At 61.4% G+C, this 24,298-nt stretch carries 31 protein-coding genes; 19 read left to right on the plus strand and 12 right to left on the minus strand.

The features are described from left to right. Window positions 1-62 precede the first annotated feature (62 nt). Window positions 63-824, minus strand: a complete 762-nt coding sequence (gene gloB / locus M3P21_RS07535; protein ID WP_249708256.1) for a hydroxyacylglutathione hydrolase — start codon at window positions 822-824, stop codon at window positions 63-65. Window positions 825-885: 61 nt separating this feature from the next. On the opposite strand from gloB, the gene M3P21_RS07540 reads away from it, so the two are divergent. The 8 genes from M3P21_RS07540 to M3P21_RS07575 all read left to right on the plus strand — a co-directional run bounded on the left by M3P21_RS07540 (window position 886) and on the right by M3P21_RS07575 (window position 7,811). Beyond that, window positions 886-1,620: a class I SAM-dependent methyltransferase gene (locus M3P21_RS07540; RefSeq protein WP_249708258.1), complete on the plus strand. Its 735-nt coding sequence runs from the start codon at window positions 886-888 to the stop codon at window positions 1,618-1,620. 305 nt (window positions 1,621-1,925) lie between these two features. Beyond that, window positions 1,926-2,486 (plus strand): F0F1 ATP synthase subunit delta, encoded by a 561-nt coding sequence (locus tag M3P21_RS07545; RefSeq protein WP_249708261.1) that lies wholly within the window; start codon window positions 1,926-1,928, stop codon window positions 2,484-2,486. Beyond that, entirely contained in the window at window positions 2,487-4,025 is a 1,539-nt protein-coding gene (gene atpA / locus M3P21_RS07550; RefSeq protein ID WP_249708270.1) for a F0F1 ATP synthase subunit alpha, read from the plus strand. A 12-nt stretch (window positions 4,026-4,037) separates the two neighbouring features. Then, complete coding sequence (locus M3P21_RS07555) at window positions 4,038-4,913, plus strand: F0F1 ATP synthase subunit gamma (protein WP_249708272.1); 876 nt, start codon at window positions 4,038-4,040, stop codon at window positions 4,911-4,913. A gap of 20 nt (window positions 4,914-4,933) precedes the next feature. Then, window positions 4,934-6,358, plus strand: coding sequence for a F0F1 ATP synthase subunit beta (gene atpD / locus M3P21_RS07560; protein ID WP_249708282.1), 1,425 nt, complete (start codon window positions 4,934-4,936; stop codon window positions 6,356-6,358). A gap of 12 nt (window positions 6,359-6,370) precedes the next feature. Beyond that, complete coding sequence (locus tag M3P21_RS07565) at window positions 6,371-6,781, plus strand: F0F1 ATP synthase subunit epsilon (protein ID WP_249708292.1); 411 nt, start codon at window positions 6,371-6,373, stop codon at window positions 6,779-6,781. Between the two features lie 120 nt (window positions 6,782-6,901). Continuing rightward, entirely contained in the window at window positions 6,902-7,252 is a 351-nt protein-coding gene (locus M3P21_RS07570) for an H-type lectin domain-containing protein (RefSeq protein ID WP_249708294.1), read from the plus strand. Window positions 7,253-7,313: 61 nt separating this feature from the next. Further along, a complete protein-coding gene (locus M3P21_RS07575) occupies window positions 7,314-7,811 on the plus strand; it encodes a GNAT family N-acetyltransferase (RefSeq protein ID WP_249708295.1) in 498 nt (165 codons plus the stop codon). A 49-nt stretch (window positions 7,812-7,860) separates the two neighbouring features. Here the strand turns inward: M3P21_RS07575 and M3P21_RS07580 are convergent, their stop codons facing one another. After that, window positions 7,861-8,004, minus strand: a complete 144-nt coding sequence (locus M3P21_RS07580) for a hypothetical protein (protein ID WP_249708304.1) — start codon at window positions 8,002-8,004, stop codon at window positions 7,861-7,863. A 3-nt stretch (window positions 8,005-8,007) separates the two neighbouring features. Next, window positions 8,008-8,727, minus strand: a complete 720-nt coding sequence (locus M3P21_RS07585; protein WP_249708314.1) for a response regulator — start codon at window positions 8,725-8,727, stop codon at window positions 8,008-8,010. A gap of 137 nt (window positions 8,728-8,864) precedes the next feature. Between M3P21_RS07585 and mce the strand changes: the two genes are divergently transcribed. After that, a complete protein-coding gene (gene mce, locus M3P21_RS07590; RefSeq protein WP_058275561.1) occupies window positions 8,865-9,269 on the plus strand; it encodes a methylmalonyl-CoA epimerase in 405 nt (134 codons plus the stop codon). Window positions 9,270-9,309: 40 nt separating this feature from the next. Next, window positions 9,310-9,585 carry a DUF1467 family protein gene (locus tag M3P21_RS07595; RefSeq protein ID WP_249708316.1) on the plus strand — a complete coding sequence of 92 codons (276 nt, stop codon included), beginning with the start codon at window positions 9,310-9,312 and terminating at the stop codon, window positions 9,583-9,585. Between the two features lie 11 nt (window positions 9,586-9,596). Here M3P21_RS07595 and M3P21_RS07600 read toward each other — a convergent pair whose 3' ends face one another. After that, window positions 9,597-10,289 carry an EI24 domain-containing protein gene (locus M3P21_RS07600; protein ID WP_249708589.1) on the minus strand — a complete coding sequence of 231 codons (693 nt, stop codon included), beginning with the start codon at window positions 10,287-10,289 and terminating at the stop codon, window positions 9,597-9,599. Continuing rightward, window positions 10,289-10,867, minus strand: a complete 579-nt coding sequence (locus M3P21_RS07605) for a nitroreductase family protein (protein WP_249708317.1) — start codon at window positions 10,865-10,867, stop codon at window positions 10,289-10,291. Before M3P21_RS07605 ends, M3P21_RS07600 begins: the two co-directional genes overlap by 1 nt. Window positions 10,868-10,994: 127 nt before the next feature. On the opposite strand from M3P21_RS07605, the gene M3P21_RS07610 reads away from it, so the two are divergent. After that, window positions 10,995-11,273 (plus strand): DUF167 domain-containing protein, encoded by a 279-nt coding sequence (locus M3P21_RS07610; protein ID WP_249708319.1) that lies wholly within the window; start codon window positions 10,995-10,997, stop codon window positions 11,271-11,273. Here M3P21_RS07610 and M3P21_RS07615 read toward each other — a convergent pair. After that, on the minus strand, window positions 11,258-11,512 hold the full coding sequence (locus tag M3P21_RS07615) for a DUF8831 family protein (protein WP_249708321.1): 255 nt from the start codon (window positions 11,510-11,512) through the stop codon (window positions 11,258-11,260). The two genes, M3P21_RS07610 and M3P21_RS07615, sit on opposite strands and share 16 nt — an antisense overlap. Window positions 11,513-11,639: 127 nt before the next feature. Here M3P21_RS07615 and M3P21_RS07620 point away from each other — a divergent pair, with 127 nt between their 5' ends. The 3 genes from M3P21_RS07620 to M3P21_RS07630 all read left to right on the plus strand — a co-directional run bounded on the left by M3P21_RS07620 (window position 11,640) and on the right by M3P21_RS07630 (window position 13,033). Then, the gene (locus M3P21_RS07620) at window positions 11,640-12,347 is read left to right on the plus strand and encodes a M48 family metallopeptidase (protein ID WP_249708323.1); all 708 of its coding nucleotides are present in this window, start codon (window positions 11,640-11,642) and stop codon (window positions 12,345-12,347) included. A 1-nt stretch (window position 12,348) separates the two neighbouring features. Next, the gene (locus M3P21_RS07625) at window positions 12,349-12,711 is read left to right on the plus strand and encodes a YigZ family protein (protein WP_249708325.1); all 363 of its coding nucleotides are present in this window, start codon (window positions 12,349-12,351) and stop codon (window positions 12,709-12,711) included. Window positions 12,712-12,781: 70 nt separating this feature from the next. Then, window positions 12,782-13,033, plus strand: coding sequence for a DUF6455 family protein (locus M3P21_RS07630; protein WP_249708327.1), 252 nt, complete (start codon window positions 12,782-12,784; stop codon window positions 13,031-13,033). A 1-nt stretch (window position 13,034) separates the two neighbouring features. Here M3P21_RS07630 and M3P21_RS07635 read toward each other — a convergent pair whose 3' ends face one another. Then, window positions 13,035-13,277 (minus strand): CDGSH iron-sulfur domain-containing protein, encoded by a 243-nt coding sequence (locus M3P21_RS07635; RefSeq protein WP_249708329.1) that lies wholly within the window; start codon window positions 13,275-13,277, stop codon window positions 13,035-13,037. A gap of 195 nt (window positions 13,278-13,472) precedes the next feature. Between M3P21_RS07635 and M3P21_RS07640 the strand changes: the two genes are divergently transcribed. Beyond that, window positions 13,473-13,868, plus strand: a complete 396-nt coding sequence (locus M3P21_RS07640) for a hypothetical protein (RefSeq protein ID WP_249708339.1) — start codon at window positions 13,473-13,475, stop codon at window positions 13,866-13,868. Between the two features lie 194 nt (window positions 13,869-14,062). Beyond that, window positions 14,063-14,545, plus strand: a complete 483-nt coding sequence (locus M3P21_RS07645) for a fasciclin domain-containing protein (protein WP_249708341.1) — start codon at window positions 14,063-14,065, stop codon at window positions 14,543-14,545. Window positions 14,546-14,576: 31 nt separating this feature from the next. On the opposite strand, the gene rimO is transcribed toward M3P21_RS07645, so the two are convergent. Then, window positions 14,577-15,965, minus strand: a complete 1,389-nt coding sequence (rimO, locus tag M3P21_RS07650) for a 30S ribosomal protein S12 methylthiotransferase RimO (RefSeq protein WP_249708343.1) — start codon at window positions 15,963-15,965, stop codon at window positions 14,577-14,579. A gap of 102 nt (window positions 15,966-16,067) precedes the next feature. Here rimO and M3P21_RS07655 point away from each other — a divergent pair, with 102 nt between their 5' ends. Further along, the gene (locus M3P21_RS07655; protein WP_249708352.1) at window positions 16,068-18,044 is read left to right on the plus strand and encodes an AsmA family protein; all 1,977 of its coding nucleotides are present in this window, start codon (window positions 16,068-16,070) and stop codon (window positions 18,042-18,044) included. 42 nt (window positions 18,045-18,086) lie between these two features. On the opposite strand, the gene M3P21_RS07660 is transcribed toward M3P21_RS07655, so the two are convergent. The 4 genes from M3P21_RS07660 to M3P21_RS07675 are packed head-to-tail and all read right to left on the minus strand — an operon-like array spanning window position 18,087 to window position 22,667. Then, a complete protein-coding gene (locus M3P21_RS07660; RefSeq protein WP_249708355.1) occupies window positions 18,087-19,583 on the minus strand; it encodes a phosphomannomutase/phosphoglucomutase in 1,497 nt (498 codons plus the stop codon). A 20-nt stretch (window positions 19,584-19,603) separates the two neighbouring features. Beyond that, on the minus strand, window positions 19,604-20,437 hold the full coding sequence (gene kdsA / locus M3P21_RS07665) for a 3-deoxy-8-phosphooctulonate synthase (protein ID WP_249708364.1): 834 nt from the start codon (window positions 20,435-20,437) through the stop codon (window positions 19,604-19,606). Between the two features lie 3 nt (window positions 20,438-20,440). After that, entirely contained in the window at window positions 20,441-22,030 is a 1,590-nt protein-coding gene (locus tag M3P21_RS07670; protein WP_249708374.1) for a KpsE/RkpR family capsule polysaccharide export protein, read from the minus strand. After that, window positions 22,008-22,667 (minus strand): ABC transporter ATP-binding protein, encoded by a 660-nt coding sequence (locus M3P21_RS07675; RefSeq protein ID WP_249708375.1) that lies wholly within the window; start codon window positions 22,665-22,667, stop codon window positions 22,008-22,010. Before M3P21_RS07675 ends, M3P21_RS07670 begins: the two co-directional genes overlap by 23 nt. Window positions 22,668-22,896: 229 nt before the next feature. Between M3P21_RS07675 and M3P21_RS07680 the strand changes: the two genes are divergently transcribed. Together M3P21_RS07680 and M3P21_RS07685 are read left to right on the plus strand one after the other, a co-directional pair. Further along, the gene (locus tag M3P21_RS07680; protein WP_249708377.1) at window positions 22,897-23,499 is read left to right on the plus strand and encodes a uracil-DNA glycosylase family protein; all 603 of its coding nucleotides are present in this window, start codon (window positions 22,897-22,899) and stop codon (window positions 23,497-23,499) included. Continuing rightward, a complete protein-coding gene (locus M3P21_RS07685) occupies window positions 23,492-24,280 on the plus strand; it encodes an SseB family protein (protein ID WP_249708391.1) in 789 nt (262 codons plus the stop codon). The genes M3P21_RS07680 and M3P21_RS07685 overlap by 8 nt, the downstream gene beginning before the upstream one ends. Window positions 24,281-24,298 lie beyond the last annotated feature (18 nt).

The following is a 24,298-nucleotide window of genomic DNA, read 5'->3' on the forward strand; positions in this document are numbered from 1 at the left end:
GCTAAATCATCCTCACATTTAATGTGACTGATGCGGTGAAGCCGGGAAATCATGCGTCAGAATCAGTCCTTGCGGGCCCGGATTTCGGCGAACACATCAACCGGCGCTTTGCCGGTCATGCCCAGATTCGCCTGAATTTCCGGTTCCTTGGCCCGCAAAAAGGGATTTGTGGCCTTTTCCAGCGCCAATTCCGACGGAACCGTGGGCCGCCCTGCCGCTCTTGTCTCAGATATGTCTGCGATGCGTTTTTTCAATGCGGCATTTTCCGGCTCGATTGTTTCCGCGAACCGGCCATTGGCCTGGGTGTATTCATGCCCGGAGTAGACGATGGTGTCCTCGGGCAGGGCTGCGAGCTTGTTCAGCGAGGCCCACATCTGCTCGGGCGAGCCTTCAAACAGCCGCCCGCATCCCAGTGCCATCAGACTGTCGGCGGTGAACACCGCATGGCTTTGCGGCAGGTAATACGCAATGTGGCCGACCGTGTGGCCGGGCACGTCGATAACCTGCACATCCTCGCGCGACAGGGAAAAAACCGTGCCTTCGCGCACCTCCAGATCCAGCTTCGGCAGGCGATGCGCATCCGCTGCCGCGCCCACCACGGTGGCACCGAACCGCGACCGGAGCGCTTCGACCCCATCCACGTGATCCCAATGGTGATGGGTCAGCCAGATCTGGTCCAGCGACCAGCCGCGCCGGTCAAGCTCTGCCTCGATGGCGGTGGATTCGGGCGCGTCCACAAGGGCGGTCAATCCGCTGCCCGGCGCATGGATCAGAAAGGCATAATTGTCGCTGAGGCAGGGGAGTGTGACGATCTCGAGAGGCATGGCCTTTTGCCCTTTCATTGCTAGACTGCGCCCAGCTAAGCCGATCACGCGAGCGCCTGCAATGCATCTGGACGTCCAGGATCTGAGGAATTTCTACTACCGCAGCACGCTGGGGCGGGCGGCGCAGGCGGCCATTCGCGGTCGTCTGCTGGCGCTCTGGCCCGAAGCGCAGGGTCAGACGGTGGCCGGGTTCGGCTTTGCGGTGCCGCTGTTGCGCCCTTACCTGAAGGATGCGCGGCGGGTGATCGGGCTGATGCCCGGCCCTCAAGGCGTCATGCCCTGGCCCGCCGGGATGCCCAATGTGTCGGTTCTTGCGGAAGAGACGCAATGGCCCATCGAGACCGGGCATGTGGACAAGCTGGTGGTGATGCACGGGCTGGAGACCTCTGAGCGGCCCAGCAACGTTCTTGATGAATGCTGGCGGGTGCTGGGGCCCGGCGGCAAGGCGATGTTCATCGTGCCAAATCGCGCCGGGCTGTGGTCGCGGTCGGACAAGACGCCGTTTGGATTCGGGCGGCCCTATACGTTGGGCCAGTTGGAAGCGCAGTTGAAAGAGCATCATTTTCTGCCCGACGCGCATTGCTCGGCGCTGTACCAACCGCCATCCTTCCGGCGGTTCTGGCTGAAATCCGGGGCGCTCATCGAAAAGACCGGAACCCGGCTGCCGACGATCATGGCGGGCGGCGTTTTCATGGTCGAGGCCAGCAAACGCATACAGCCGCCCAGTGGCCGGGTTGTTCCGCATGAACAAAGGCGACCTATTCAGGCGCTGGACGGGTTGCTCAAGCCCGCCTGACAGGTGCGACAGGTATCATTCTGCGCCCTTCCGGGCGAATAAACATGCGGTAGGAATCGCGAAAACCTGCAATCTCGTAACATTTTTCAGGCAGACTGTGGGGGCAAAGCGTCACACTTTCGCCTAACCCATTGAAAACAAATAATTTGGGGATAAGTGCGCTGCCGTTATACTGTATTGCGAGGTTGTGAACGCTCTGCTACATCCGCGTTGATTTTGATGCCCTGCCGCCCTGGCGGGGTTTTGTCACACCCCCGGTTTGGCTGGTTTGCACGAATTCGGGGCCAAGTAGCGGAAGGGTGGACGTGTCCGAACCAGCTTCGATTTCCGCCGGCATCGCCGAGCGTTACGCCACCGCGATCTTCGAGATCGCGAAAGAGAACAAAAACCTTGATGGCCTGGAAACAGGCGTCACCGATTTGGCCGAAGCCCTGGACGCCAGCGCCGATCTGCGCGACCTGATCCATTCGCCGCTGATTTCGCGGGCGGATCAGGCAGCGGCCATCGGTGCAATTGCCAAAAAAATGAACCTGGATCCGGTGTTGGGCAACGCCCTGAGCCTGATGGCCCAGAAGCGCCGCCTGTTTGTCGTGCCGCAGCTGATTGCAGCCCTGCGCGCGGCGCTGGCAGACGAGCGGGGCGAAGTGACGGCTGATGTGGCGTCGGCCAAGGCACTGACCAAGGCCCAGATGGAAAAACTGTCCGCAACGCTCGGTGAGCAAGTGGGCAAAACCGTGAGTATCAATGCGACCGTTGATGAAAGCCTCATCGGCGGTCTTGTCGTCAAAGTGGGCTCGAAGATGATCGACAGTTCGATCCGCTCCAAGCTCAACTCCCTACAGAATGCAATGAAAGAGGTCGGATAGATGGGTATCCAAGCTGCAGAGATTTCTGCAATCCTGAAGGACCAGATCCAGAATTTTGGTCAGGAAGCAGAAGTGGCCGAGATCGGTCGCGTGCTGAGTGTCGGTGACGGGATTGCCCGCGTCTATGGCCTCGACAATGTGCAGGCCGGTGAAATGGTCGAGTTTCCGGGCGGCATCATGGGCATGGCGCTGAACCTGGAAAGCGACAACGTTGGTGTCGTGATCTTCGGCTCGGACCGGGACATCAAGGAAGGTGACACCGTCAAGCGCACCAACTCGATCGTGGACGTGCCGATCGGCAACGAACTGCTGGGCCGTGTTGTGGACGGTCTGGGCAACCCGATCGACGGCAAAGGCCCGATCAACGCCACCCAGCGTGGTGTTGCGGACGTCAAAGCGCCGGGCATCATCCCGCGTAAATCGGTGCATGAGCCGATGTCGACCGGTCTGAAATCGGTTGACGCGATGATCCCGATTGGCCGTGGCCAGCGCGAACTGATCATTGGTGACCGTCAGACCGGCAAGACCGCCGTGGCGCTGGACACCATTCTTAACCAGAAATCGGTGAACGAAGCCGCAGGCGACGACGAGAGCAAGAAGCTCTACTGCGTCTATGTGGCCGTCGGCCAGAAGCGCTCGACCGTGGCGCAGCTGGTGAAGCGTCTGGAAGAATCCGGCGCCATCGACTACTCGATCGTCGTGGCCGCAACCGCCTCCGACCCGGCGCCGATGCAGTTCCTGGCACCCTATGCCGCAACCGCGATGGCCGAGTTCTTCCGCGACAATGGCCGCCACGCGCTGATCATCTATGATGACCTGTCCAAACAGGCCGTGTCCTATCGTCAGATGTCGCTGCTGCTGCGTCGTCCGCCCGGACGTGAAGCCTATCCTGGCGACGTTTTCTATCTCCACTCGCGCCTGCTGGAACGTTCGGCGAAGCTGAACGAAGATTTCGGCGCTGGCTCGCTGACCGCTTTGCCAGTCATCGAGACTCAGGGCGGCGACGTGTCGGCCTTTATTCCAACCAACGTGATCTCTATCACCGATGGCCAGATCTTTCTGGAAACCGAACTGTTCTACCAGGGCATCCGCCCCGCTGTGAACACCGGTCTGTCGGTCTCGCGTGTGGGCTCTTCGGCTCAGACCAACTCGATGAAGTCGGTTGCTGGTCCGGTGAAACTGGAACTTGCTCAGTACCGCGAAATGGCGGCCTTTGCGCAGTTCGGCTCCGACCTTGATGCCGCGACCCAGCAGCTGCTGAACCGTGGTGCGCGCCTGACCGAGCTGATGAAACAGCCGCAGTACTCGCCGCTGACCAACGCCGAGATTGTCTGCGTCATCTTCGCGGGCACCAACGGCTACCTCGACAAGATCGACGTCAAGGATGTTGGTCGCTACGAGGCCGGTCTGCTGGCGCATCTGCGCGGCAAACATGCCGATCTGCTTGACTGGATCACCAATGACGATCCCAAGATCAAGGGTGATGCGTCCGACAGGATCAAGGCTGCGCTGGACGAATACGCCGCAACCTTCGCTTAAGGAGAGGCGGCAATGCCAAGTCTTAAGGACCTTAAAAACAGGATCGAGTCGGTCAAATCGACCCGCAAGATCACCAAGGCCATGCAGATGGTCGCGGCCGCAAAACTGCGCCGTGCCCAGGAAGCAGCCGAATCCTCGCGCCCTTACGCCCAGCGGTTCAATACCGTGATGGCGGGGCTCGCGGCCTCGGTGGGTGGCAGCGACAGCGCCCCCATGCTGCTGCGTGGGACCGGCAAGGACGACGTGCATCTGCTGGTGGTTCTGACCGCCGAGCGTGGGCTGTGCGGCGGGTTCAATTCGAGCATCGCCAAGCTGGCCCGCGTGAAGGCCGAAGAGCTGCGCGGCAAGGGCAAGACGGTCAAGGTCTTGACCGTCGGCAAGAAGGGCCGCGATGCGCTCAAGCGTGATCTTGGCGAGTTCTTTGTCGGCCACGTGGATCTGAGCGAGGTCAAGCGTCTGGGCTACATCAACGCGCAGGACATCGCGCGCGACATTCTGGGTCGCTTTGATGCGGGCGAGTTTGACGTGGCGACGATCTTCTTCGCCGAGTTCCAGAACGTGGTGACCCAGATCCCGACCGCACAGCAGATCATCCCCGCCGCCTTTGACGAGGTGGAGGGCGACGATAGTGGCACGCTCTATGATTACGAGCCCAGCGAAGAGGCCATCCTGGCCGACCTGCTGCCCAAGGGGGTCGCCACCGCGATCTTCTCGGCCCTGCTTGAAAACGGCGCCTCGGAACAGGGCGCCCGGATGAGTGCGATGGACAACGCGACCCGCAACGCGGGCGAGATGATCGACAAGCTGACCATCCAGTTCAACCGCTCGCGTCAGGCCGTGATCACCAACGAGCTGATTGAAATCATTTCCGGCGCCGAAGCGCTGTAGAGACAAACCGGAGACGAAACATGGCGAATGCAAAAGGCAAAGTCACTCAGATCATCGGGGCCGTCGTCGACGTGCAGTTCGATGGCGAGCTGCCTGAAATTCTGAACGCGCTGGAAACCGAAAACAACGGCAAGCGCCTGGTGTTGGAAGTTGCCCAGCACCTTGGTGAAAACACCGTGCGGACCATCGCAATGGACGCGACCGAAGGCTTGGTGCGCGGCGCACCCGTAGCTGATTCTGGCGGACCGATCTCGGTACCGGTGGGCAATGCCACCCTGGGCCGCATCCTGAACGTCGTGGGCGAGCCCATCGACGAAAAGGGCCCGGTCAATGCATCCGAAACCCGCGGCATTCACCAGCCCGCCCCCGCCTTCGACGAACAGTCGACCGAGAGCGAGGTTCTGGTGACCGGCATCAAGGTTGTTGACCTGCTGGCCCCCTATGCCAAGGGTGGTAAAATTGGCCTGTTCGGCGGTGCCGGCGTGGGCAAGACCGTTCTGATCATGGAACTGATCAACAACATCGCGAAGGTGCACTCGGGTTACTCGGTGTTCGCCGGTGTTGGCGAGCGGACCCGTGAAGGCAACGACCTGTACTGGGAAATGATCGAATCCAACGTGATCAAGCCCGACAACCTCGAAGATTCGCAGGTTGCGCTGGTCTATGGTCAGATGAACGAACCTCCGGGAGCGCGTGCGCGTGTCGCCCTGACCGGTCTGACACTTGCCGAGCAGTTCCGCGACCAGTCCGGGACCGACGTTCTGTTCTTCGTCGACAACATCTTCCGCTTCACGCAGGCGGGTTCCGAAGTGTCGGCTCTGCTGGGTCGTATTCCGTCAGCCGTGGGCTACCAGCCGACGCTGGCGACCGACATGGGCGCACTGCAGGAACGCATCACCTCGACCAAAGCCGGTTCGATCACCTCGGTGCAGGCGATCTACGTGCCAGCGGACGACCTGACCGACCCCGCGCCGGCCACTTCGTTTGCGCACCTCGACGCAACCACCGTTCTCAACCGGGCGATCTCGGAAAAGGGTATCTACCCGGCTGTTGACCCGCTCGACAGCTCCTCGCGTCTGCTTGATCCGGCGATTGTCGGCGAAGAGCATTATGCGGTTGCCACCGACGTGCAGCAGATCCTTCAGCGCTACAAGTCGCTGCAAGACATCATCGCGATCCTCGGCATGGACGAACTGTCCGAAGAGGACAAGCTGACCGTGACCCGTGCGCGTAAGATCGAGCGCTTCATGTCGCAGCCATTCGACGTGGCGCAGGTCTTCACCGGTTCGCCTGGTGTACAGGTGCCTCTGGATGTGACCATCGCATCGTTCAAGGCGGTTGTGGCCGGTGAATACGATCACCTGCCCGAGGCGGCCTTCCTGATGGTTGGCGGCATCGACGACGTGATCGCAAAAGCCGAGAAGATGGCTGCAGAAGCTGCCTAAGGAGAAAACCTGATGGCAAACACCATGCAATTCGACCTCGTCAGCCCGGAACGGAGCCTTGCTTCGTTCCCGGTCAGCGCAGTCCAGATTCCCGGCGCGGACGGGGACATGACGGCGATGCCCGATCATGCCCCAACCATCACCACGCTGCGACCCGGTATCCTGAAGGCTGAAGGGCCCGATGGCAGTGCCGAGTTTCTGGTGACTGGCGGGTTTGCCCAGATCAACGCGGACGCCATGTCGGTTCTGGCCGAAAAGGCGATCCCGGTGGGCGAAGTGACCCGGGCGCATCTGGACGACATGATTGCCGAGGCCCGCGCCTCGCATCAAAGCGCTGTCGATCAGGGCCAACACACCATCGTGGACGATGCGGCCAAGCTGCTGGCCGATATGGAAGCCTTGGACACCCATATGAGCCTGTGATGCTGGCTTTGCGTATTGTCTGAATGTGGTCGGCCTCTTGCGGGGCCGGCCTTTTTATTTCCATGTAATTGACGATTTCCGTCTTTAGTGTCCAACGGACGCAGTAATTCAGTTGACGTGATGCAGATTTTTTCAACCCATCCGGTGGGGATCGAGCAAGGTGAGCTTGGCCTGTTCTCGGATTTCGAGAATGGCGGCGAAATGTGGACCGGCAATGGCCCGCGTGAGCGCCGTGCAAAGGTTCAGTTTCGCGAGCCGTTCCGAACCGCGCCTGCCGTTCAACTCAGCATGTCTCTTTGGGATTTCGATACCGGTTCGGCGATCCGGGCCGAGTTGAAAGCCGAAAATGTCACCGAACACGGGTTCGATGCAGTGTTCAGGACCTGGGCCGATACCCGCGTCGCGCGCCTGCGGGTGGCTTGGACCGCGATCGGCGACGTGCCGCATGATGATGACTGGGAGGTCTATTGACACCCCGCTGCCGGTTCGCTTGTCCTTGAGCGAGTTCTGGCCCAGGCAAGAGGCTGCAAAAGTGCAAACCGGCGATATTCTGATCCGGCCTGCCAGTGCTGATGATTTTGACGTGCTGTGCGATTTGGTGCGGCAACTTTATGATTACTATTGGCCGGGGCAAGCGGATACCGCAGACAAAGCCCGCGCAGCCACGCAGCGGCTCGTGTTTGGACCGACGGGCTGCACCACCGTGATCGCATGGGTTGGCGAGCTGCCCGGCGGGTTTGCGACCTATGCTGTGCTGCAACCATCGGTGACGGAGCATGGTACCTTCTTCATGAAAGACCTGTTCGTGGCCGATTGCACCCGTGGCAGGGGGCTGGGCGAGCAGATTATGCGGTATCTTGCCCGCCTTGCGGTGGAACTGGGCTGCCGCCGCATTGACTGGACCGCGGAAACCGATAATCCGCAGGCAATCCGGTTCTACGACCGCCTCGGTGCTGAAAGGGTGGCAGAGAAGACCTATTTCAGGTTGCACGGAGCGGAGCTTGAACGTTTCTCAAGCGCGCGTGAGTGATCAGCCGCTCGGGCACGCATTCACCGACGGTCGCTCAGCCGGGGTTTGTTCAGCCCCGGTCCAGCAGGGATGGGGCCGTCAGCCCCACCTGTTGGCGGGCGCGATTGCGCCGGATGTTGCGTGCCCGCATGCGGATTTGCCCGTATAGTGCCAGTGCAATTGTTGCCATTGCTGCCAGAAACACCTCAATCATGCCTCATATCGCCTTTCTGTCCTGTAAGCGTTGTTGAACCAGCCCGGCCAGCCGCGCTGCGTCGCTGGTAACCGGCGCGCCACGGGCGCGCGAACGGGCCAGCCGCTCTGCCGCATCGACCAGCGCGGTATCTTTGACGCTATGGGCCACGCCCCGCACGAACTGCGCCACATAGTCCAGCATCTTGTCATCGGCTTCATCGGTCATCACGGTCGCGGCATGGGCCATGTCATCGTGATAGGCGACGCGGTCGGGTTCGACCATTTCGTCGCTGATCGACACCAGCGGCGGATAGTGCCTGTCCGTCGGCATGCGCGACAGCACCGCATTCTGGAAAGCGGCCAGAGAATGCACCGGCTTGGCAAGAAACCCGTCAGCCCCGGCGGCGAGCGCCAATTCTTCGCCTTGATCATCGCCCGAGATACCCAGAATCACCGGCACGCGCGGCACCGACACCGCCAGTTCCGCAATCAGGTCGGCCCCCGATCCGTCCGGCAGCCCCATATCGACGATCAGGCAGGACGGGCGATAGGCCCGCAAATGGCGCCGCGCCGATTTCAGATTGTCGGCCCGCCTGATGCGCGCACCGCTGCGCAGGCAGAGCAGGCGCATCGCCTCGCAGGCATAGCGGCTGTCCTCGACAACCAGAATGGTCAGACCCAGCAGCGGCCGGTCGGTGGTGGGCGTGACATGGGCGGTGGCGAAGGGATCCGAATCGTCCATGATAAAACTCCTCTCAGCAGACCCGCCCAACGCTAGGTCATGGTGGCTAACGCGGAGTTAATGCCGCACCGGACGCTCTTGCCCTTTTGCGCGGTGCGTGATCAAAGCCGTCCGACCGAGCAATGAGGAGACCCGCCATGATTGGCCGACTGAACCATGTAGCCATCGCCGTTCCGGATCTGGAGGCCGCGTCCGAGCAGTATCGCAATGCTCTGGGGGCAAAGGTCGGTGCGCCGCAGGACGAGCCCGATCACGGCGTCACGGTGGTGTTCATCGAATTGCCCAACACCAAGATTGAACTGCTCTATCCGATGGGCGAGGACAGCCCGATCAACGGGTTTCTGGAAAAGAACCCGGCGGGCGGTATCCACCATGTCTGCTATGAGGTTGAGGACATCATTGCCGCGCGCGACCACCTGAAAGAGACCGGCGCGCGGGTGCTGGGCTCAGGCGAGCCCAAGATCGGTGCTCATGGCAAGCCGGTTCTGTTCCTGCATCCCAAGGACTTCAACGGCTGTCTGGTGGAACTGGAACAGGTCTGAGCCTGACACGGGCACACCCAACGCGAAAGGACGCAGCGACATGGGCATCACATCCGGCATCGTGCTTTATGCGGTGATCTGGTTCATGACCTTCCTCGTCGTGCTGCCGATCCGCATCAAGACGCAAGGAGATCTGGGTGAGATCGTTCCGGGTACCCATTCGGGTGCGCCGGAACATCACCACCTCAGGAAAAAGGCCTGGATCACCACCGCCGTGGCCGCGATCCTGTGGGTGATCATCGCCGCGATCATCCTGTCCGGCGTCATCAGCGTCAGCGATTTCGACTGGACCGAAAGCCTGCCGCCGGTTCAGTGACTGCACCCGCCTCAGCGGGTTTTGTTAAGTGCGTGATAGATATGGGTGAAGGTTGCAGCCCCCAGAACCGGGATCAGCAGATTCACCAGCGGCACCGACAAGGGGATCGCCATCAGCGTCCCGGCCAGCCAGATCGTACCGGTATGGCGCGCACGCAGTTCATAGGCTTTCTCACGGCCCAGCCTGCGCATTGCGGCCAGCGTGAAATACTCGCGCCCCAGAAGGAACCCGTTCAGCCCCCAGAATATGAAGGGCGCCAAGGGCGTGAAGATGACGTAGAGGATCAGCGCCAGGATGTTGGCGACGATCAGGATGCCCATGAAGCTCAGCGAATCGCGGATCGCCTCCGAGACAGGAACGGCGGACACCCGGGGCAGGGTGGGGTAGTGCCTGTCCTCGACCGCCTGCGCCACCTCGTCGAGGAACAGCGAGGTGATGGCCGAGGCAACGGGTACCATAAGGAACACCGGAAGGATCAGCACCAACACGATGCCGGAATAATTCAGCACGTCATTCAGCCAGGGAACGGCACCAATGAACGGCAGCGAGATTTCGCTGCCCGACAGCCAGTTGATCAGCCAGATCGCGGCGATACAGGCAGCGATCAGCAGGGCGATGGTCAGGCCGACCCCGCGCAATAGCACGCCCCGGAACCTGGGATCGCCGATCTGACCCAATGCCAGAAAGAATGCATTCAGGATCATCATTGCGACATCCATTCGGTGATTACATCCAGATCCGGGCGCGGGCGCTCTGGCGGCTTGCTGCCTTCGGTCGCGATATGGATGAAACCCGCGATGCCCTCGTGCTCTGCCAGCCCCAGACCGTCCTCACAGAACCTGCGATCATGCGCGGGCCATCCGCTGAGCCAGTTGGCTCCCCAGCCCGAGGCCAGCGCCGCGTTGAGCAGCGCCAGGCAGACTGCACCGGCGGAATAGCTCTGTTCGATGGCGGGAATTTTCTCTGACGGTTTCTGCACCTCGATCACCGCCACCGCTAGAATACCCTGATCGAACTGGCTGCGGCCTTTGGCGATGTCTTCGTCCGATTTGCCCAGAGCGCGCCCCCGGCTCTCAGCCAGAGCGGCAAGCCGGGGCATCGCGCCCTGCTCCAGCACGATGAAACGCCACGGCTCCAGTTTGCCGTGATCGGGGCTGCGCGCGGCGGCGGTCAGCAACGGCAGCAGCGCCGCGTGCGTGGGTGCCGGGGCGATCAGCGTTTTGGCCGGGCGCGAGCGGCGGGATTGCAGGAAATCAAGGGCGGTCTGATCGTTCGGGGGCATATGTAAACTCTTTTTACATCGGTTTCTGCTATCTCGGCTACGAGGCGTCCGGTTTCAAGGGCCATATGGCCGCATCTGCGGGAAAATCTGCTGGTCCTGCCCTCTTAACCGCGAGAGAGTGCGGGTCATGGGAAAACCCAAAGCCAAAGATCTGGCCGATCTGCGGGGTCTGGCGATACCGGGCGCAGAGATCAATCTGCGCGTCACACCCAAGGCGGCGCGCAACAGTCTGGTACGCCGGGATGGGGCGGTGCGGGTGACGGTGACCGACCCGCCCGCTGACGGGCGCGCCAATGACGCGGTACGCGCACTGCTGGCCAAGGCCATGGGCGTTGCGCCAAGCCACCTGACGCTGATCCGCGGCCAGAGTGCGCGGGACAAGACCTTTCGCTATGATGGTGGCTGACCGCGTGGAGCTTCGCGCATCTGATAGACGCCTTCGGGCAGATCAAGGGCTGCGGCCAGATCGCGCAATTGCTCGGGCGACAGGGTGATCTTCTGGACCTGGTCGGTTCGGGGATCCAACTGCTCCAGCGTGACGCATTCGGCGAAGGAGTTGATGGTCACATCCTCCAGCAGCGGCGTTTCGCCCTCATCCATCAAGGTGATGACCGTGGCGTCGAATTCGTGCTCAATGGTAAACATGGGCTCAGAGTGACGGCGTGCGCGGCGGGTTGCAAGCAAAACAGATCGTGTTCTCAGGGGGCTGGCAGCCGGTAGGAGGACGGGCTAGGTTCCGCCACGAGCAGTACCACCGAAAGGCCCCCCTGTTATGCGCCGCCTCGTGCTATTTCTGGCCCTCAGCCTGACGGCCTGCCTTGAGTTGCCGCCCCAGACCGCTGATAGACCCCCGGCGGAAGGGACGTCCGCCCCGGTTTATTCGCCGCAGGAGGCCGCGCGCGCCTTTACCGAGGTCAGTCGCGCGGTCGCCCCTCGCGCGATCGAGGAATGCCGCCGCCGAACCCGCGATGTAAACTGCGATTTCCGCATCGTGGTCGATCCCGATCCGCGCGCGCCGGTCAACGCATTTCAGAGCGTCGATGAGGATGGCCGCCCGGTTCTCACCTTCACCGCTTCGATGATCGCAACCGTGCGCAATCCCGATGAACTGGCCTTTGTGATGGGCCACGAAGCCGCGCATCATATTCAGGGGCACCTGAACCGGCAGGCCCAGAACGCGGCTGCGGGGGCCGCGATCTTTGCCGAACTGGCCACACTTACCGGTGGCAACGAAGCCGCCGTCGAGGATGCGCAGAAAATCGGCGCCGTGGTGGGCGCCCGCAGCTATTCCAAGGAATTCGAACTTGAGGCGGATGAGTTGGGCACCATCATCACCTCCCGTGCCGGGTACAACCCGATCGTGGGGGCCGCGTTCTTTTCGCGTCTGCCGGACCCCGGGGATCGCTTCCTCGGCACCCATCCACCCAATGCCGAACGGGTCGAGATCGTGCGCCGAACCGCCGCGCAGGTGGGGTTCTGAGGTGCCGGACCTCACCCGGCTCGGGGTGGTGCTGAGCGATCGCGGGTCGAAATATGCGGTATCGGGTGCACCGGTCGACAGCCGGGCCGGGGTGGGCGCGGTGCTGGCGGAACTGAAGTCCGACCGCGCCTATGCAAAAGCGACTCACAATACCTGGGCGGCAATCCTGCCCGGCGGGGCGCTCAAGGCTGATGATGGCGAAAGCGGCGCGGCGATGGTGATCCTGAGGATGATGGAACGCGCGGAACTGCAAGATCACGTGATCATCGTCACCCGCTGGTATGGCGGCAAGAAGCTGGGCGGCGATCGGTTCCGGCGGGTTCAGGACGCGGTGCGCGCCTATCTCGATAAATGTGGCATTTGACCTGAATCATATTTCGCGCAATCGGGCCGCGATAGTCTGTCCCTGGTTAGCAATGCGCGAAGGGAAGATCATGCAAAGCCCGAAAGTACTGAAACGTCACGCCACTTTGGTGGACCGGATGGCCCGCGCAGTTGGGGTCGATCTTGAGGAATCAGCGCTGCGTGGGGACCTCAGATTCGATGAGATCGCCGACGCTGTGCTGGCCTGCGCCGGCTGCTCGAACCCCGTTCATTGTGAATCCTGGCTGTCTGTGAATGACAGCGCCGGGGACGCACCGGGATATTGCCGGAACACCGAATTGCTGAAACGTCTCAGACCCTAGCTCAAAGCTTGGAATGACTGCCGTCGCAAAGAGGCTTCTTATGTGAATGCTTGCAGCCGCAAAAGAACAGCTTCTTGTCGGCCTCGGCGGTGTATTTCACCGGCGCGATCGTGCTGCCCTTATGCGACCCGTCGCAAAAGGGCTGTTTTGCCGATTTCCCGCAGGCACACCAGAAATAGGTTTTCCCCTCTGTCACCTCGACCGGATAGGGCGCTTTTTGCGCAACGATAGGCGCGTCTGACATGTGGCTCTCCTTGTTGGCTGATGTCTTGGCCCAAGGATAACGCGGGCCGCTGGGAATGGTAGAGCGCGCTTATCGAAGAAACTCAAAGTCTCAAGTTGGGAATTCATGACTTTTTAAACAAATTGCCCCATGACAACTTAGAGCAGAGTTGTAGGGGCAGTTATGATTTCATTGATAATAAAAAGCAGCATTCCAGTGATACTTGGCGCGGCAGCATCCGTTTATGCTGCAGATCCGTTTTCATCCGAATTTCAGCGATTTTCCCGAGAGACGATCAGGCAGCTTCAGGCCGACGGCCAGCCGGTTGCCACCGCCGACGTTCTGAACTTTCTGGATACGGTTGGTGTCGACGACCGGGTCTCGTTCTTTCAGAGCAATATGGCAGCGTGGACGCCTTACCACGTCGATGACCCGGACCTCTCGTCCGACATCCGGTCGGCGCTGGCGGATCAGGGCGCGCAGGTGCTGCGAGTCTATTCAGATCATCACTTTGGTCTGCTCAGCACGGATTTTGAACTGAGGGTGCTGATGTGGGAAAAATCGGATGGCGACGCCGAACTGGCCGCCTATGTGGTCGATCACAGCCTTTGACATGGTGCTGCGGTGGCCGACTGGGTACGCAGGCATTCACACTTTTGTGATTGGATGAAACCAACCCGTGCGGCTTAGCGCGGGCGGCTCAGGGATCAAGTGATTTTTCCAGCTCACGGAAATGAACCACAGCGCGGCTGGGCCCGTATCGGTTGTGATGCACACGAAGCGTCATAACCACAGGAGGACCCACCATGTTCCGCAAACTCGCTATCGCATCGGCAACCACCTTTGTGATGTCCACCGCCGGTTTCGCCGGGGGCCACGCCAAGGATATCGTCGACACCGCTGCCGGGGCCGGTTCGTTCACCACGCTTGTTGCCGCCGTGCAGGCCGCCGATCTGGTCGACACTCTCAAGGGTGAAGGGCCGTTTACCGTCTTTGCTCCCACGGACGAGGCCTTTGCCGCGCTGCCCGAGGGCACCGTCGAGACCCTGCTCAAGCCCGAGAACAAGGATCAGCTGGTCGCGATCCTGACCTATCACGTGGTGCCGGGCAAGGTGATGTCCGGTGATCTGACCGATGACATGTCCGCTGCTACGGTGCAGGGCGGCACCGTGACCATCGATCTCGACAATGGTGTCATGGTCAATGACGCCAACGTCGTCACAGCGGATATCGAGGCCGAAAACGGCGTCATCCATGTGATCGACAAAGTCATCCTGCCCGCAAGCTAAGGAAGAGGCGGCCCCGGAGGGGGCCGCACCCCTAGGCCGAGAGGCGCCCCCAAAGGTCGTATTCCCCGGCCTCATCCACCTCGACCGTGACGATATCGCCGGGCTTCAACCCTTCGAACCCCTCATCGATGAACAGGTTCCCGTCGATCTCGGGCGCGTCAGCCTTGGTGCGGCAGGTGGCGGCCTCGGCGTCGATCTCATCCACGATGACCTCAAGCGTCTGGCCGACCTTGGCGGCCAGTTTGGCCTCGGAGATCGCCTGCGCCTTTTCCATGAACCGGTCCCAGCGCTCCTGCTTGAGTTCGGGGGCGACATGACCGGGCAAGTCGTTGGAACGGGCACCGTCCACATTCTCGTACTGAAAACAGCCGACGCGATCCAGCTGCGCCTCATCCATCCAGTCCAGCAGGGTCTGGAACTCTGCTTCGGTCTCGCCGGGATAACCCACGATGAAGGTGGAGCGCAGGGTAATCTCCGGGCAGATAGCGCGCCAGGCGGCGATCTCGTCCAGCGTTTTGGCCCCTGCTGCGGGACGGGCCATGCGTTTGAGCACATCCGGATGGGCGTGCTGGAACGGGATATCGAGATAAGGCAGCAACCCGCCCCCTTCGGCCATCAGCGGGATCAGGTCGCGCACGTAAGGGTAGGGGTAGACATAATGCAGCCTCACCCAGGCATCAAACTGGTTCAGTTCGCGTGCCAGATCGGTGATATGGCTGCGTATCTCACGGTCTTTCCACGGGTTCACGTCATATTTGCGATCCAGCCCATAAGCCGAGGTGTCCTGGCTGATGATCAGCAATTCCTTGACGCCGTTCTCGACCAGTTTTTCGGCCTCGCGCAGCACCGCGTGGGCAGGGCGGCTGGCCAGACGCCCGCGCATATCGGGAATGATGCAGAAGCGGCACTTGTGATTACAGCCTTCGGAAATTTTCAGATAGCTGTAATGGCGCGGTGTCAGTTTGACGCCCGAGGCGGGCAGCAGGTCGACGAACGGGTCCGGGTCGGGCGGCACCGCCCCATGCACTGCGTCCAGCACCTGTTCGTATTGATGCGGGCCGGTCACGGCCAGAATGCGCGGGTGGTGGTCCCGGATATAGTCCGGTTCGGCCCCCAGGCAGCCAGTCACGATCACCTTGCCGTTTTCGGTCAGCGCCTCGCCGATCGCATCCAGCGATTCCGCCTTTGCGCTGTCGAGAAATCCGCACGTGTTAACGATCACCGCATCGGCCCCGGAATAGTCGGGCGAGATGCCATAGCCCTCGGCGCGCAGCCTTGTGAGGATGCGCTCGCTGTCGACCAGCGCCTTGGGGCAGCCCAGCGAGACCATGCCAATGGTCGGCTGGCCTGTCCGGGGCGCGCCGGCGATCCGGGCTGCGGGGGCGAGGTCGGGGCGGAGATCGGGTGGATTGGTGCTCATGCCCGCGCATATAGAGACGTTACCGCGCACGTGCAAACGTTGCGCAGCGGGGCGGCGCTTGCCATAATTCAAAAAACCCTTCCAAAAAGGTGGGAGCAGGGCATGCGCTGGTTGTTTCGTATCGTTTTTATCATTGTTGCGGTGCTGGGTCTTGTCATCGGCACTTTGCTGCTGCTGCCGGGCGAGAAGCTGGCGCAGATCGCCGCCGATCAGATCCGCGCTGAAACCGGGCGCGAGGTCACGTTCGACGGCAAGGTGAAAGTGTCGTTCTGGCCGGTTCTGGGGTTGGAGACCGGGCCATTCACCGTCGCCAACGCACCCTGGGCCAAATCTGGCCCCATGTTGAGCGCCGAGCGGCTTTCGGTCGGGGTGTCCGCGCCCGATCTGCTCACCGGGGCAATCCGGATCAAGAAACTGCTGGCCGATCGCCCGACCCTGCGGCTGGATGTGCAGGGGGACAAGGCGAACTGGGATTTGTCAAAACCGCAGGTGGCGACGGCTGACGCATCGACGAGCTCTGCCGGATCAAGCACGGAGGGGGACGCGACAGCAACGGAATTCACGCTGGAGCAACTTATCCTGACAGATGCGCAACTGATCTATACCCGCGACGGCAAGGTCGAGTTGCAACAGGCGGGCGTGGACCTGACGGCAAGCTGGCCAAAGGCCGATGGCCCCCTCGATTTGAAGGCCAAGCTGTCCTTGGGTGGCGATCCGCTTGCGATCACGGCTGAACTGGCAAACCCGCAGGTATTGAATGACGGTCGCGCTTCGCCGGTCACCCTCGACATAAGCAGCGCCGCTGGAACGGTTGGTTTTGATGGCCGGTTCTCGCGAGAGGGCGACGCAGCGGGTCAGGTGACGCTGGACAGCAGCGACACCGCACGCCTGCTTGCGGCGTTCGGGCAAAGAGGGGTCGATATCCCGCAGGGTCTGGGCCGGTCCGCCAGGGTCACGGGCAAGGTGACCTATACCCATGATGGCCGCCTGTCCCTGCGCAAGATGGCTCTGAAGCTGGACGGCAACCAGTTGAACGGCGGCGCGGATGTGACGCTGGCGGGCAAGCCCAACGTCAAGGTAAACCTGCGGGCAAAGACGTTGGATTTCTCGAAGATGACTCCGACAGGAACAAAGTCGTCGGGTGGGGGCGGTGGCGGTGCGGCGGGCTCGGATCAGGCGACCGGATGGTCGACATCTCCGATCGACGCGTCATCGCTTGGGCTTGTCGACGGAACGATCAACCTGACGGCACAAGCGGTCAAATTGCCGGAATTCGATCTGGGCAAGACCCGGATGACGCTTAAGATCGAACGCGCGCGGGCGGTGCTCAGACTGAAAGAGGTTTCGGTCTTTTCCGGCCTGCTGAGCGGGCGGCTGGTAGCCAATAACCGCAACGGCCTGTCCGTTGGTGGAAATCTGAGCGCCAAGGATATCGATCTCGGTCAGGCACTGACCGCAATTGCGGATGTCACCCGATTTTCAGGACAGGCCTCGGGCACGCTCAAATTCCTTGGCGTCGGACAGACGGAAAACCAGATCATGCATTCGCTTTCGGGCTCCGGCAGCGCAAGCATGGGGCGCGGCGTCATCTCGGGTTTCGATCTGCACCGGTTGATGGACGGCCATACCCGCACGGGCGGCACCACCGTGTTCAACAGTCTGACGGCCAGTTTCTCCATGGAAAATGGCAATCTTGACAATCAGGACCTGCTCTTGACGCTCGACAATTACCGCGCCGATGGCAAAGGGCGCGTCGGTATCGGCGCGCGCGATATCGACTATCTCTTCACGCCCGTGCTGCTGCGTGCCAATTCGGGCAAGGGGCGTGAAGTGCCGATCCGGATTGTCGGCCCCTGGGCGGACCCCTCGATCAGGCCCGACTTGAAAAAGGTGATCGAAGCAGCGGCAGAGGCGGAACTGGACAAGATCGGAGATACGGCGAAGAAGGCGCTGCACGGCAAGCTGAGCGAAGAGCTGGATGCCCCGATCGAAAGCACTGAAGATGCCGAAGACGCCCTGAAGAACAAGCTGGAAGACGAGGCCAAAAAGGGCCTGCTGAAACTGTTCGGAGGGGATTGATCTGCGCGGCACAGACTGGCGGGGCAATGCCCCGTCGCAAGTTCAGATCGTCTGGTCGTAATCCCCCACCAGAGGTTCGGTACGGATCACCGCATCAATATCCGAAAAGATCGCCCGCAATTCGGCATCGCTTTCAGGGCTTTCACAGACCACCACCAGATTGGGCGTATTGGAACTGGCCCGGACCAGACCCCAGGCGCCGTTGTCGAGGATCACCCGGGCACCGTTGACGGTCACGACCTGAGCGATCTTGCGACCGGCGATGGTGCCGCCCTCGGCGGCGCGTGCCTCAAGCTTGCTGACCAGACGCTTTAGCACCTCATATTTCTCGGTATCCGCGCAATAGGGCGACATGGTCGGGGTCGCATAGGTCTTGGGCAGCGCCTTGCGCAGGTCCGACATGGATTTGCCGGGATTGCGATCCATCAGTTTGCAGATCTCGACCGCCACGCGCATGCCGCAGTCATAGCCCCTCCCGATCGGTTCAGCGAGGAAGTAGTGCCCCGATTTCTCGAATCCCGCCAGCGCGCCGATTTCCTTGACCCGGCGTTTCATGTGGCTGTGGCCGGTCTTCCAGTAATCTGCCTTGACCCCGAGCGCCTGCAATTCCGGGTCCGACGCAAAAAGCCCGGTCGACTTCACATCCGCCACGAAGGTGGCGCCGGGATGCAGTTTGGCCAGATCGCGGGCCATGATCACACCGACCTTGTCGGCAAATATCTCTTCACCTTCGTCATCCACCACACCGCAGCGGTCGCCATCGCCATCAAAGCCCAGCGCCAGATCGGCGCCGCTGGCCCGGACGGTATCGGCCATGTCATGCAGCATCTCCATGGCCTCGGGGTTGGGGTTGTAATGCGGGAAGGTGTAATCGAGCTTGTTGTGGCTGGGCACAACCTCGACCCCCATGCGTTCGAATATCTCGGGGGCAAACGCCGCAGCCGTGCCATTGCCGGTGGCGCAGACCACCTTGAGCGGGCGCGAAATCCGGAATTCGCCGACCAGATCGTCGATATAGGCTTCGCGCACACCATCGACGAACTCATATCCGCCGCCGGGTCGCGCCTCGCCGTCGCCATTCAGAACGATGTCGCGCAACTCGGCCATCTCGTCCGGGCCGTGGGTCAGCGGGCGCTCGAACCCCATCTTGACACCCGTCCAGCCGTTTGGATTGTGGCTGGCCGTCACCATGGCAACCGCCGGGACATCCAGGTGAAACTGGGCGAAATAGGCCATCGGAGACAGTGCCGGGCCGATATCCTTGACCTGAATGCCCGCTTGCATCAGCCCCAGGATCAGCGCGTTCTTGATGGCCAGAGAATAGTCGCGATAGTCATTGCCGACCGCAATTACCGGTGCGATTCCGCGTCTGTGCATCTGCGTGCCCAGCCCCAGACCCAGCGCGGTCATGCCGGGCAGATTGATCTCATCAGGGTATTTCCAGCGCGCGTCATATTCGCGAAACCCGGTGGGTTTGATCATCGCATCGCGCAGGAAACTCCAGGTGTTGGGTGACACCTCGGGCAAGGGTTTGGTCATGGCACTATCTCTTGATCGGTTCAGATTTCGACCGGATTGGCCTTGGCCAATGCGTCCAGCTGCATCAGGGTCTCGACGAGTTTGGGCATATGATCAAGATAGATCATGTTTGGCCCGTCGCTGGGCGCGTTGTCCGGATCCTGATGGGTTTCCATGAAGACGGCAGCAGTGCCAATCGCCACGGCGGCGCGGGCCATGACCGGCGCGAATTCCCGTTGCCCTCCGGAAGAGCCGCCCTTGCCGCCAGGCTGGGCGACCGCATGGGTGGCATCCATCACCACCGGATAGCCGGTCTGCGCCATGATCGGCAGCGAGCGCATATCGGCCACAAGTGTGTTGTAGCCGAAAGAGGCACCGCGTTCGGTCAACAGGATACGCTCATTTCCGGTGCTCTCGACCTTGGTGACGATATTTGTCATCTCCCACGGTGCCAGAAACTGTCCCTTCTTCACATTGACGGCAGCGCCTGAATTGCCGGCGGCCAGCAGCAGGTCGGTCTGACGGCACAGGAATGCCGGGATTTGCAAGATGTCGACCGCTTCGGCGGCTTGCGCGCATTGCGACTCGGAATGCACATCGGTCAGAACCGGTACATCCATCGTCTTGCGGATATCGGCGAGAACGCTCAGGCCGGTCTCGATTCCCATGCCACGCTTGCCGCTCAGAGAAGTGCGGTTGGCCTTGTCGTAGCTGGCCTTGAAGACGTACTGAGCGCCATGTTCGGCGCAGATTTCCTTCATCCGGCCTGCGATCATCTGCGCGTGATCGGCGCTTTCCAGTTGGCAGGGACCCGCAATGATGGTCAGCGGGCGGTCATTGCCGATGCTCAGATCGGCCACTTGCACATGTTTCATGGTCTATGAAGATACCTGTTCTCTCAGGATCGACGCGGTAAGCGAGATCATCAGGTAGATACCAGCAAAGACCAGGAATGCCAAAATCGTATTTTCGAATTTGCGCGGATAGCTGGGTTCCTGACTGGGCACCGGATTGACCGACACAGTCAGATAACGCACCTGCCGGTTCGCTTCCATCCGCGTCGTCTCCATCTGTTGCAGGGCTGATTGCAGCATCAAATCGCGCGAAACCAGATCCGCCTGAGCCATCTGTATCCGCACACTTAGCTGCGCCAGCGAATTCTCGCCGTTCGAGGCGTCCACCATTTCGGCGTTCAGCCCGTCCAGCAAGGTTTGCAACCGGTTGATATCGGCTTGCGTGCCTTCCACCTTGGCGCGGTTCGGGCGGGAGTTGTCCAGCAGGGCGGCCAGTTGCAATTCCTTTTCCTGCAACTCCAGCTCAACCGTATTGATGCGGGCGCGCAAGCCGGCAATCACGCCCTGCGGGTCCAGCACGGCCCCTTTCATCTGCAGCTCGACCAGAGCTTCCTGCGCATTGCGCCGCTCATCCTGCGCACTCTCGAAGCTTTCATGCGCCTCGCGCATCTGATCGTCGCGTTTTTTCCCCGACAGGTCATTCACGCGATCTTCGGCATAGCTCAGAAGGCTCTCGGAAAACTCGGTTGCGGTTTCGGGGTCGGCTGCGCTGACCTCCATCCGGATCACGCCTTCGGTCGGATCATATCCGATGGTGACGATCCGCGTATAGGTCTTGTAGGCGTCTTCGTTGGTGGCGTCCGCCGCGAGGCGCTGGATCGGATCGACCCAGGGCTGCGAGAAATGCGATTTGAACCCGCGGTCCCGGTCCAGAAGCAACATCGCCTCTTTCGATTCCAGAAACGACTGAACCGAGATCGAATCCTGTCCGGTCGCAAACTGGGTGCCGGCAAACAGGCCCCCGACGCTGCCGCCGCCGCCATCGGCCTGCAGGATCACAAACTCCGATTTTGTCGAATACATCGGCGTTGCGATGGTGTAAAAATACCAACCCACGATGGCCGTTGGCAGCAGCACGAAAAATGCCAGCCGCGCCATCAGCATCATCATCTTGCGCCGTCGTCGGCGGGCGATGTCGCGCTGAATCTGGGTTATTTCCATTTCCCGGCGCTGGGCCGGGCTCATGTCCGGGGCTGGCAGGTTTGGCTGACCGGGCTTTACGGTTTGCGGCAATTGCACATTCTGGCCGGCCTTGCCTGCGTGCGGCGGCTTGCCGGGCACGTCATCTTCGCGCGGCACCACAAGTTCCAGCATATTTGGTCGCTTGAACGGTTCGACCCCATGTTCCCGCAGCAGCCGGACCGCGTCATAGTCGGATGTTGCGGGCAGATTGTGTTTCTGCGCCATCCGCCGCGCCATCCGCAACTGGCGTCCGGTCAGGCCTTCGCGCTTGATGGCGTTGATGTCTGTCTGCACGGTCTGTTCCGGCGCCGCGCCCTGCGCTGGAGGAGTCGAAACAGCATCGTCACCGGCGGCCTCCGGTGCCTCGGGCTTTGCGCTGCCGGTTGCGGTGCGCCGGATGCGGAATTTTCTAGCCTTGGGTTTCGTAGTCATAGAGCTGCTTCGCTTCTTCCAAGGTGTCGAACATATAAAGTTGGCCATCCAACAGGACAGCGGCCTGCCGGGCGAATTTTTCAAGCACGGACGGGCTGTGCGAGACGATCACGATCGTGGTGGTGCGCAAACGCTCCTCCAGAATGGCACCGGCTTTGCGGTTGAACTCCACATCGGTGGAGCCGGGCATCCCCTCATCGATCAGATACATGTCGAAGTCCAGCGCAAGCATCAGGGCAAAGGAAAACCGCGCCCGCATTCCCGACGAATAAGTGCCCAGAGGCTGGTCGAAATACTCCCCCAGATCACAGAGCCAGCGGCAATACGCCTCGACATAGTCGGGATCCATCCCATAGAGCCGCGCGATATATCGGGAATTCTCCATCGCAGAGACGCGCGAGACGACCCCACCCATGAAACCCAGCGGAAACGAGATGTTGCATTCGCGACGGATCGTCCCGTCATCGGGCTTTTCCAGCCCGGCGATCATGTTGATGAGGGTGGTCTTTCCGGTGCCGTTGGGGGCCAGCACGCCCAGCGATTTGCCGACCTCGACCCGGAACGACACCCGGTCGAGGATCACCTTGCGCTGCGATCCCGTCCAGAAGGACTTGCTGACAGTGTCAAATTCAAGCATCGGTGGTCTGCTTCGGCCTGCGTCACTCATCCGGGAACGCGGTTGCGGCCCCTGTTGCACTCCCGTTTTCGGGTTTGTTCCAGCCTATGGGCTGATATGGGCCACATTATGTCGAAATATGAAACAAATAATCAACGCGAAACCGTCTGCCGTCGCAGATGTGAACAGCAGCGAGGTGGATTCGGCTTTATGATAGGCCGCACTTCGACTTCCCCACCTGAAAGATTTCATGAGCACATCTGACCCGACCCACCTGAGCGCAGAGATACGGGCCTGCCGTCTTTGCGCCGACCGATTTGCCGCCACCCACACGGCCCACGAACCGCGCCCGGTAGTCTGGTTCCGTCCCGGCGCGCGGGTGCTGATTGCCGGGCAGGCACCCGGTGCGCGGGTGCATGCCTCGGGGCGGCCATTCACCGATCCGTCAGGCGACCGGCTGCGCGACTGGTTGGGGTTGGACGAGGTCCAATTCTATGACCGTGACCGCGTCGCCATCGTGCCCATGGCGTTCTGTTTTCCCGGCTATGATGCGCGCAAGGCGGATTTGCCGCCGCCACCGATCTGTGGCGAGACCTGGCATCATCGTGTGATGGACGCACTGGGTGATGTGCCGCTCACCGTGCTGGTCGGCGGGCATGCGCATAAATACCATCTGGGTGTCAGGACCGGTGTGACCGAAACGGTCGCGGCGTGGCGCGATCGGGCGCCGTCGGTTTTCACCTTGCCCCACCCGTCCTGGCGCAATACGGCTTGGCTCAGGAAAAACCCCTGGTTCGAGGGCGATCTGCTGCCGGTTCTGCGGCAGCGTGTGCAGGACGTGATACATGACTGACGTAACAGCGCTGGATGCCGCCCACACGGCGATGGAGCGGGACGGCGCAGACGATGCCGCCCGGCTGAGGTTCTTTGAACGGCTTGCCGATAGCGAGCTGTTCCTGCTGCTGACACAGGAGGCGCAGGGCGAAGAGGTCTCGCCCGAGTTGTTTGATGTGGCAGACGGCCGCTTCGTCCTCGTATTCGACCAAGAAGAAAGGCTGGCCCGTTTTGCCGGGCGTCCCGCGCCTTATGCCGCGCTTTCGGGCCGGGTGCTGGCGGGGATGCTGGCGGGGCAGGGGATCGGGCTTGGACTCAATCTGGATGTGGCCCCCTCGGCCCAGTTGATCCCTTCCGAGGCGGTGGACTGGCTGCTGGACACATTGGGTCAGGTGCCCGATCAGGTCGAGGACCATTTCGCCGAACTGCACGCGCCTGTGGGATTGCCGGATCGCCTGCTGACGGCGCTTGACGCCAAGCTGGCCACTGCCGCAGGCCTGGCTCAGGCAGCCTATCTGGTCGGTGTGACCTATCAGGGCGGCGGGCGGGGTCACCTTCTGGCGTTCGTAGAAGCCCATGACGGCGCGCGCGATGCGCTGGCCAAGGCGGTCTCAGAGGCGCTGACCTTTTCCGGCATCGAAGCCGGGTCGATGGATGTGGGGTTCTTTGCCGCAACTGATCCCATGGCGGCAAAGCTGGCCCGGCACGGGTTGCGCTTTGATTTGCCGCAGCCAGAACCGCTGACGGCACCTCCCGCAGCGCCGGGTATGGACCCGGAAAAGCCGCCAGTGTTGAAATAGGAAATACGCTCTCACCGC

It is taken from the genome of Ruegeria spongiae (assembly GCF_023502395.1).
GTDB lineage: Bacteria > Pseudomonadota > Alphaproteobacteria > Rhodobacterales > Rhodobacteraceae > Ruegeria_C > Ruegeria_C spongiae.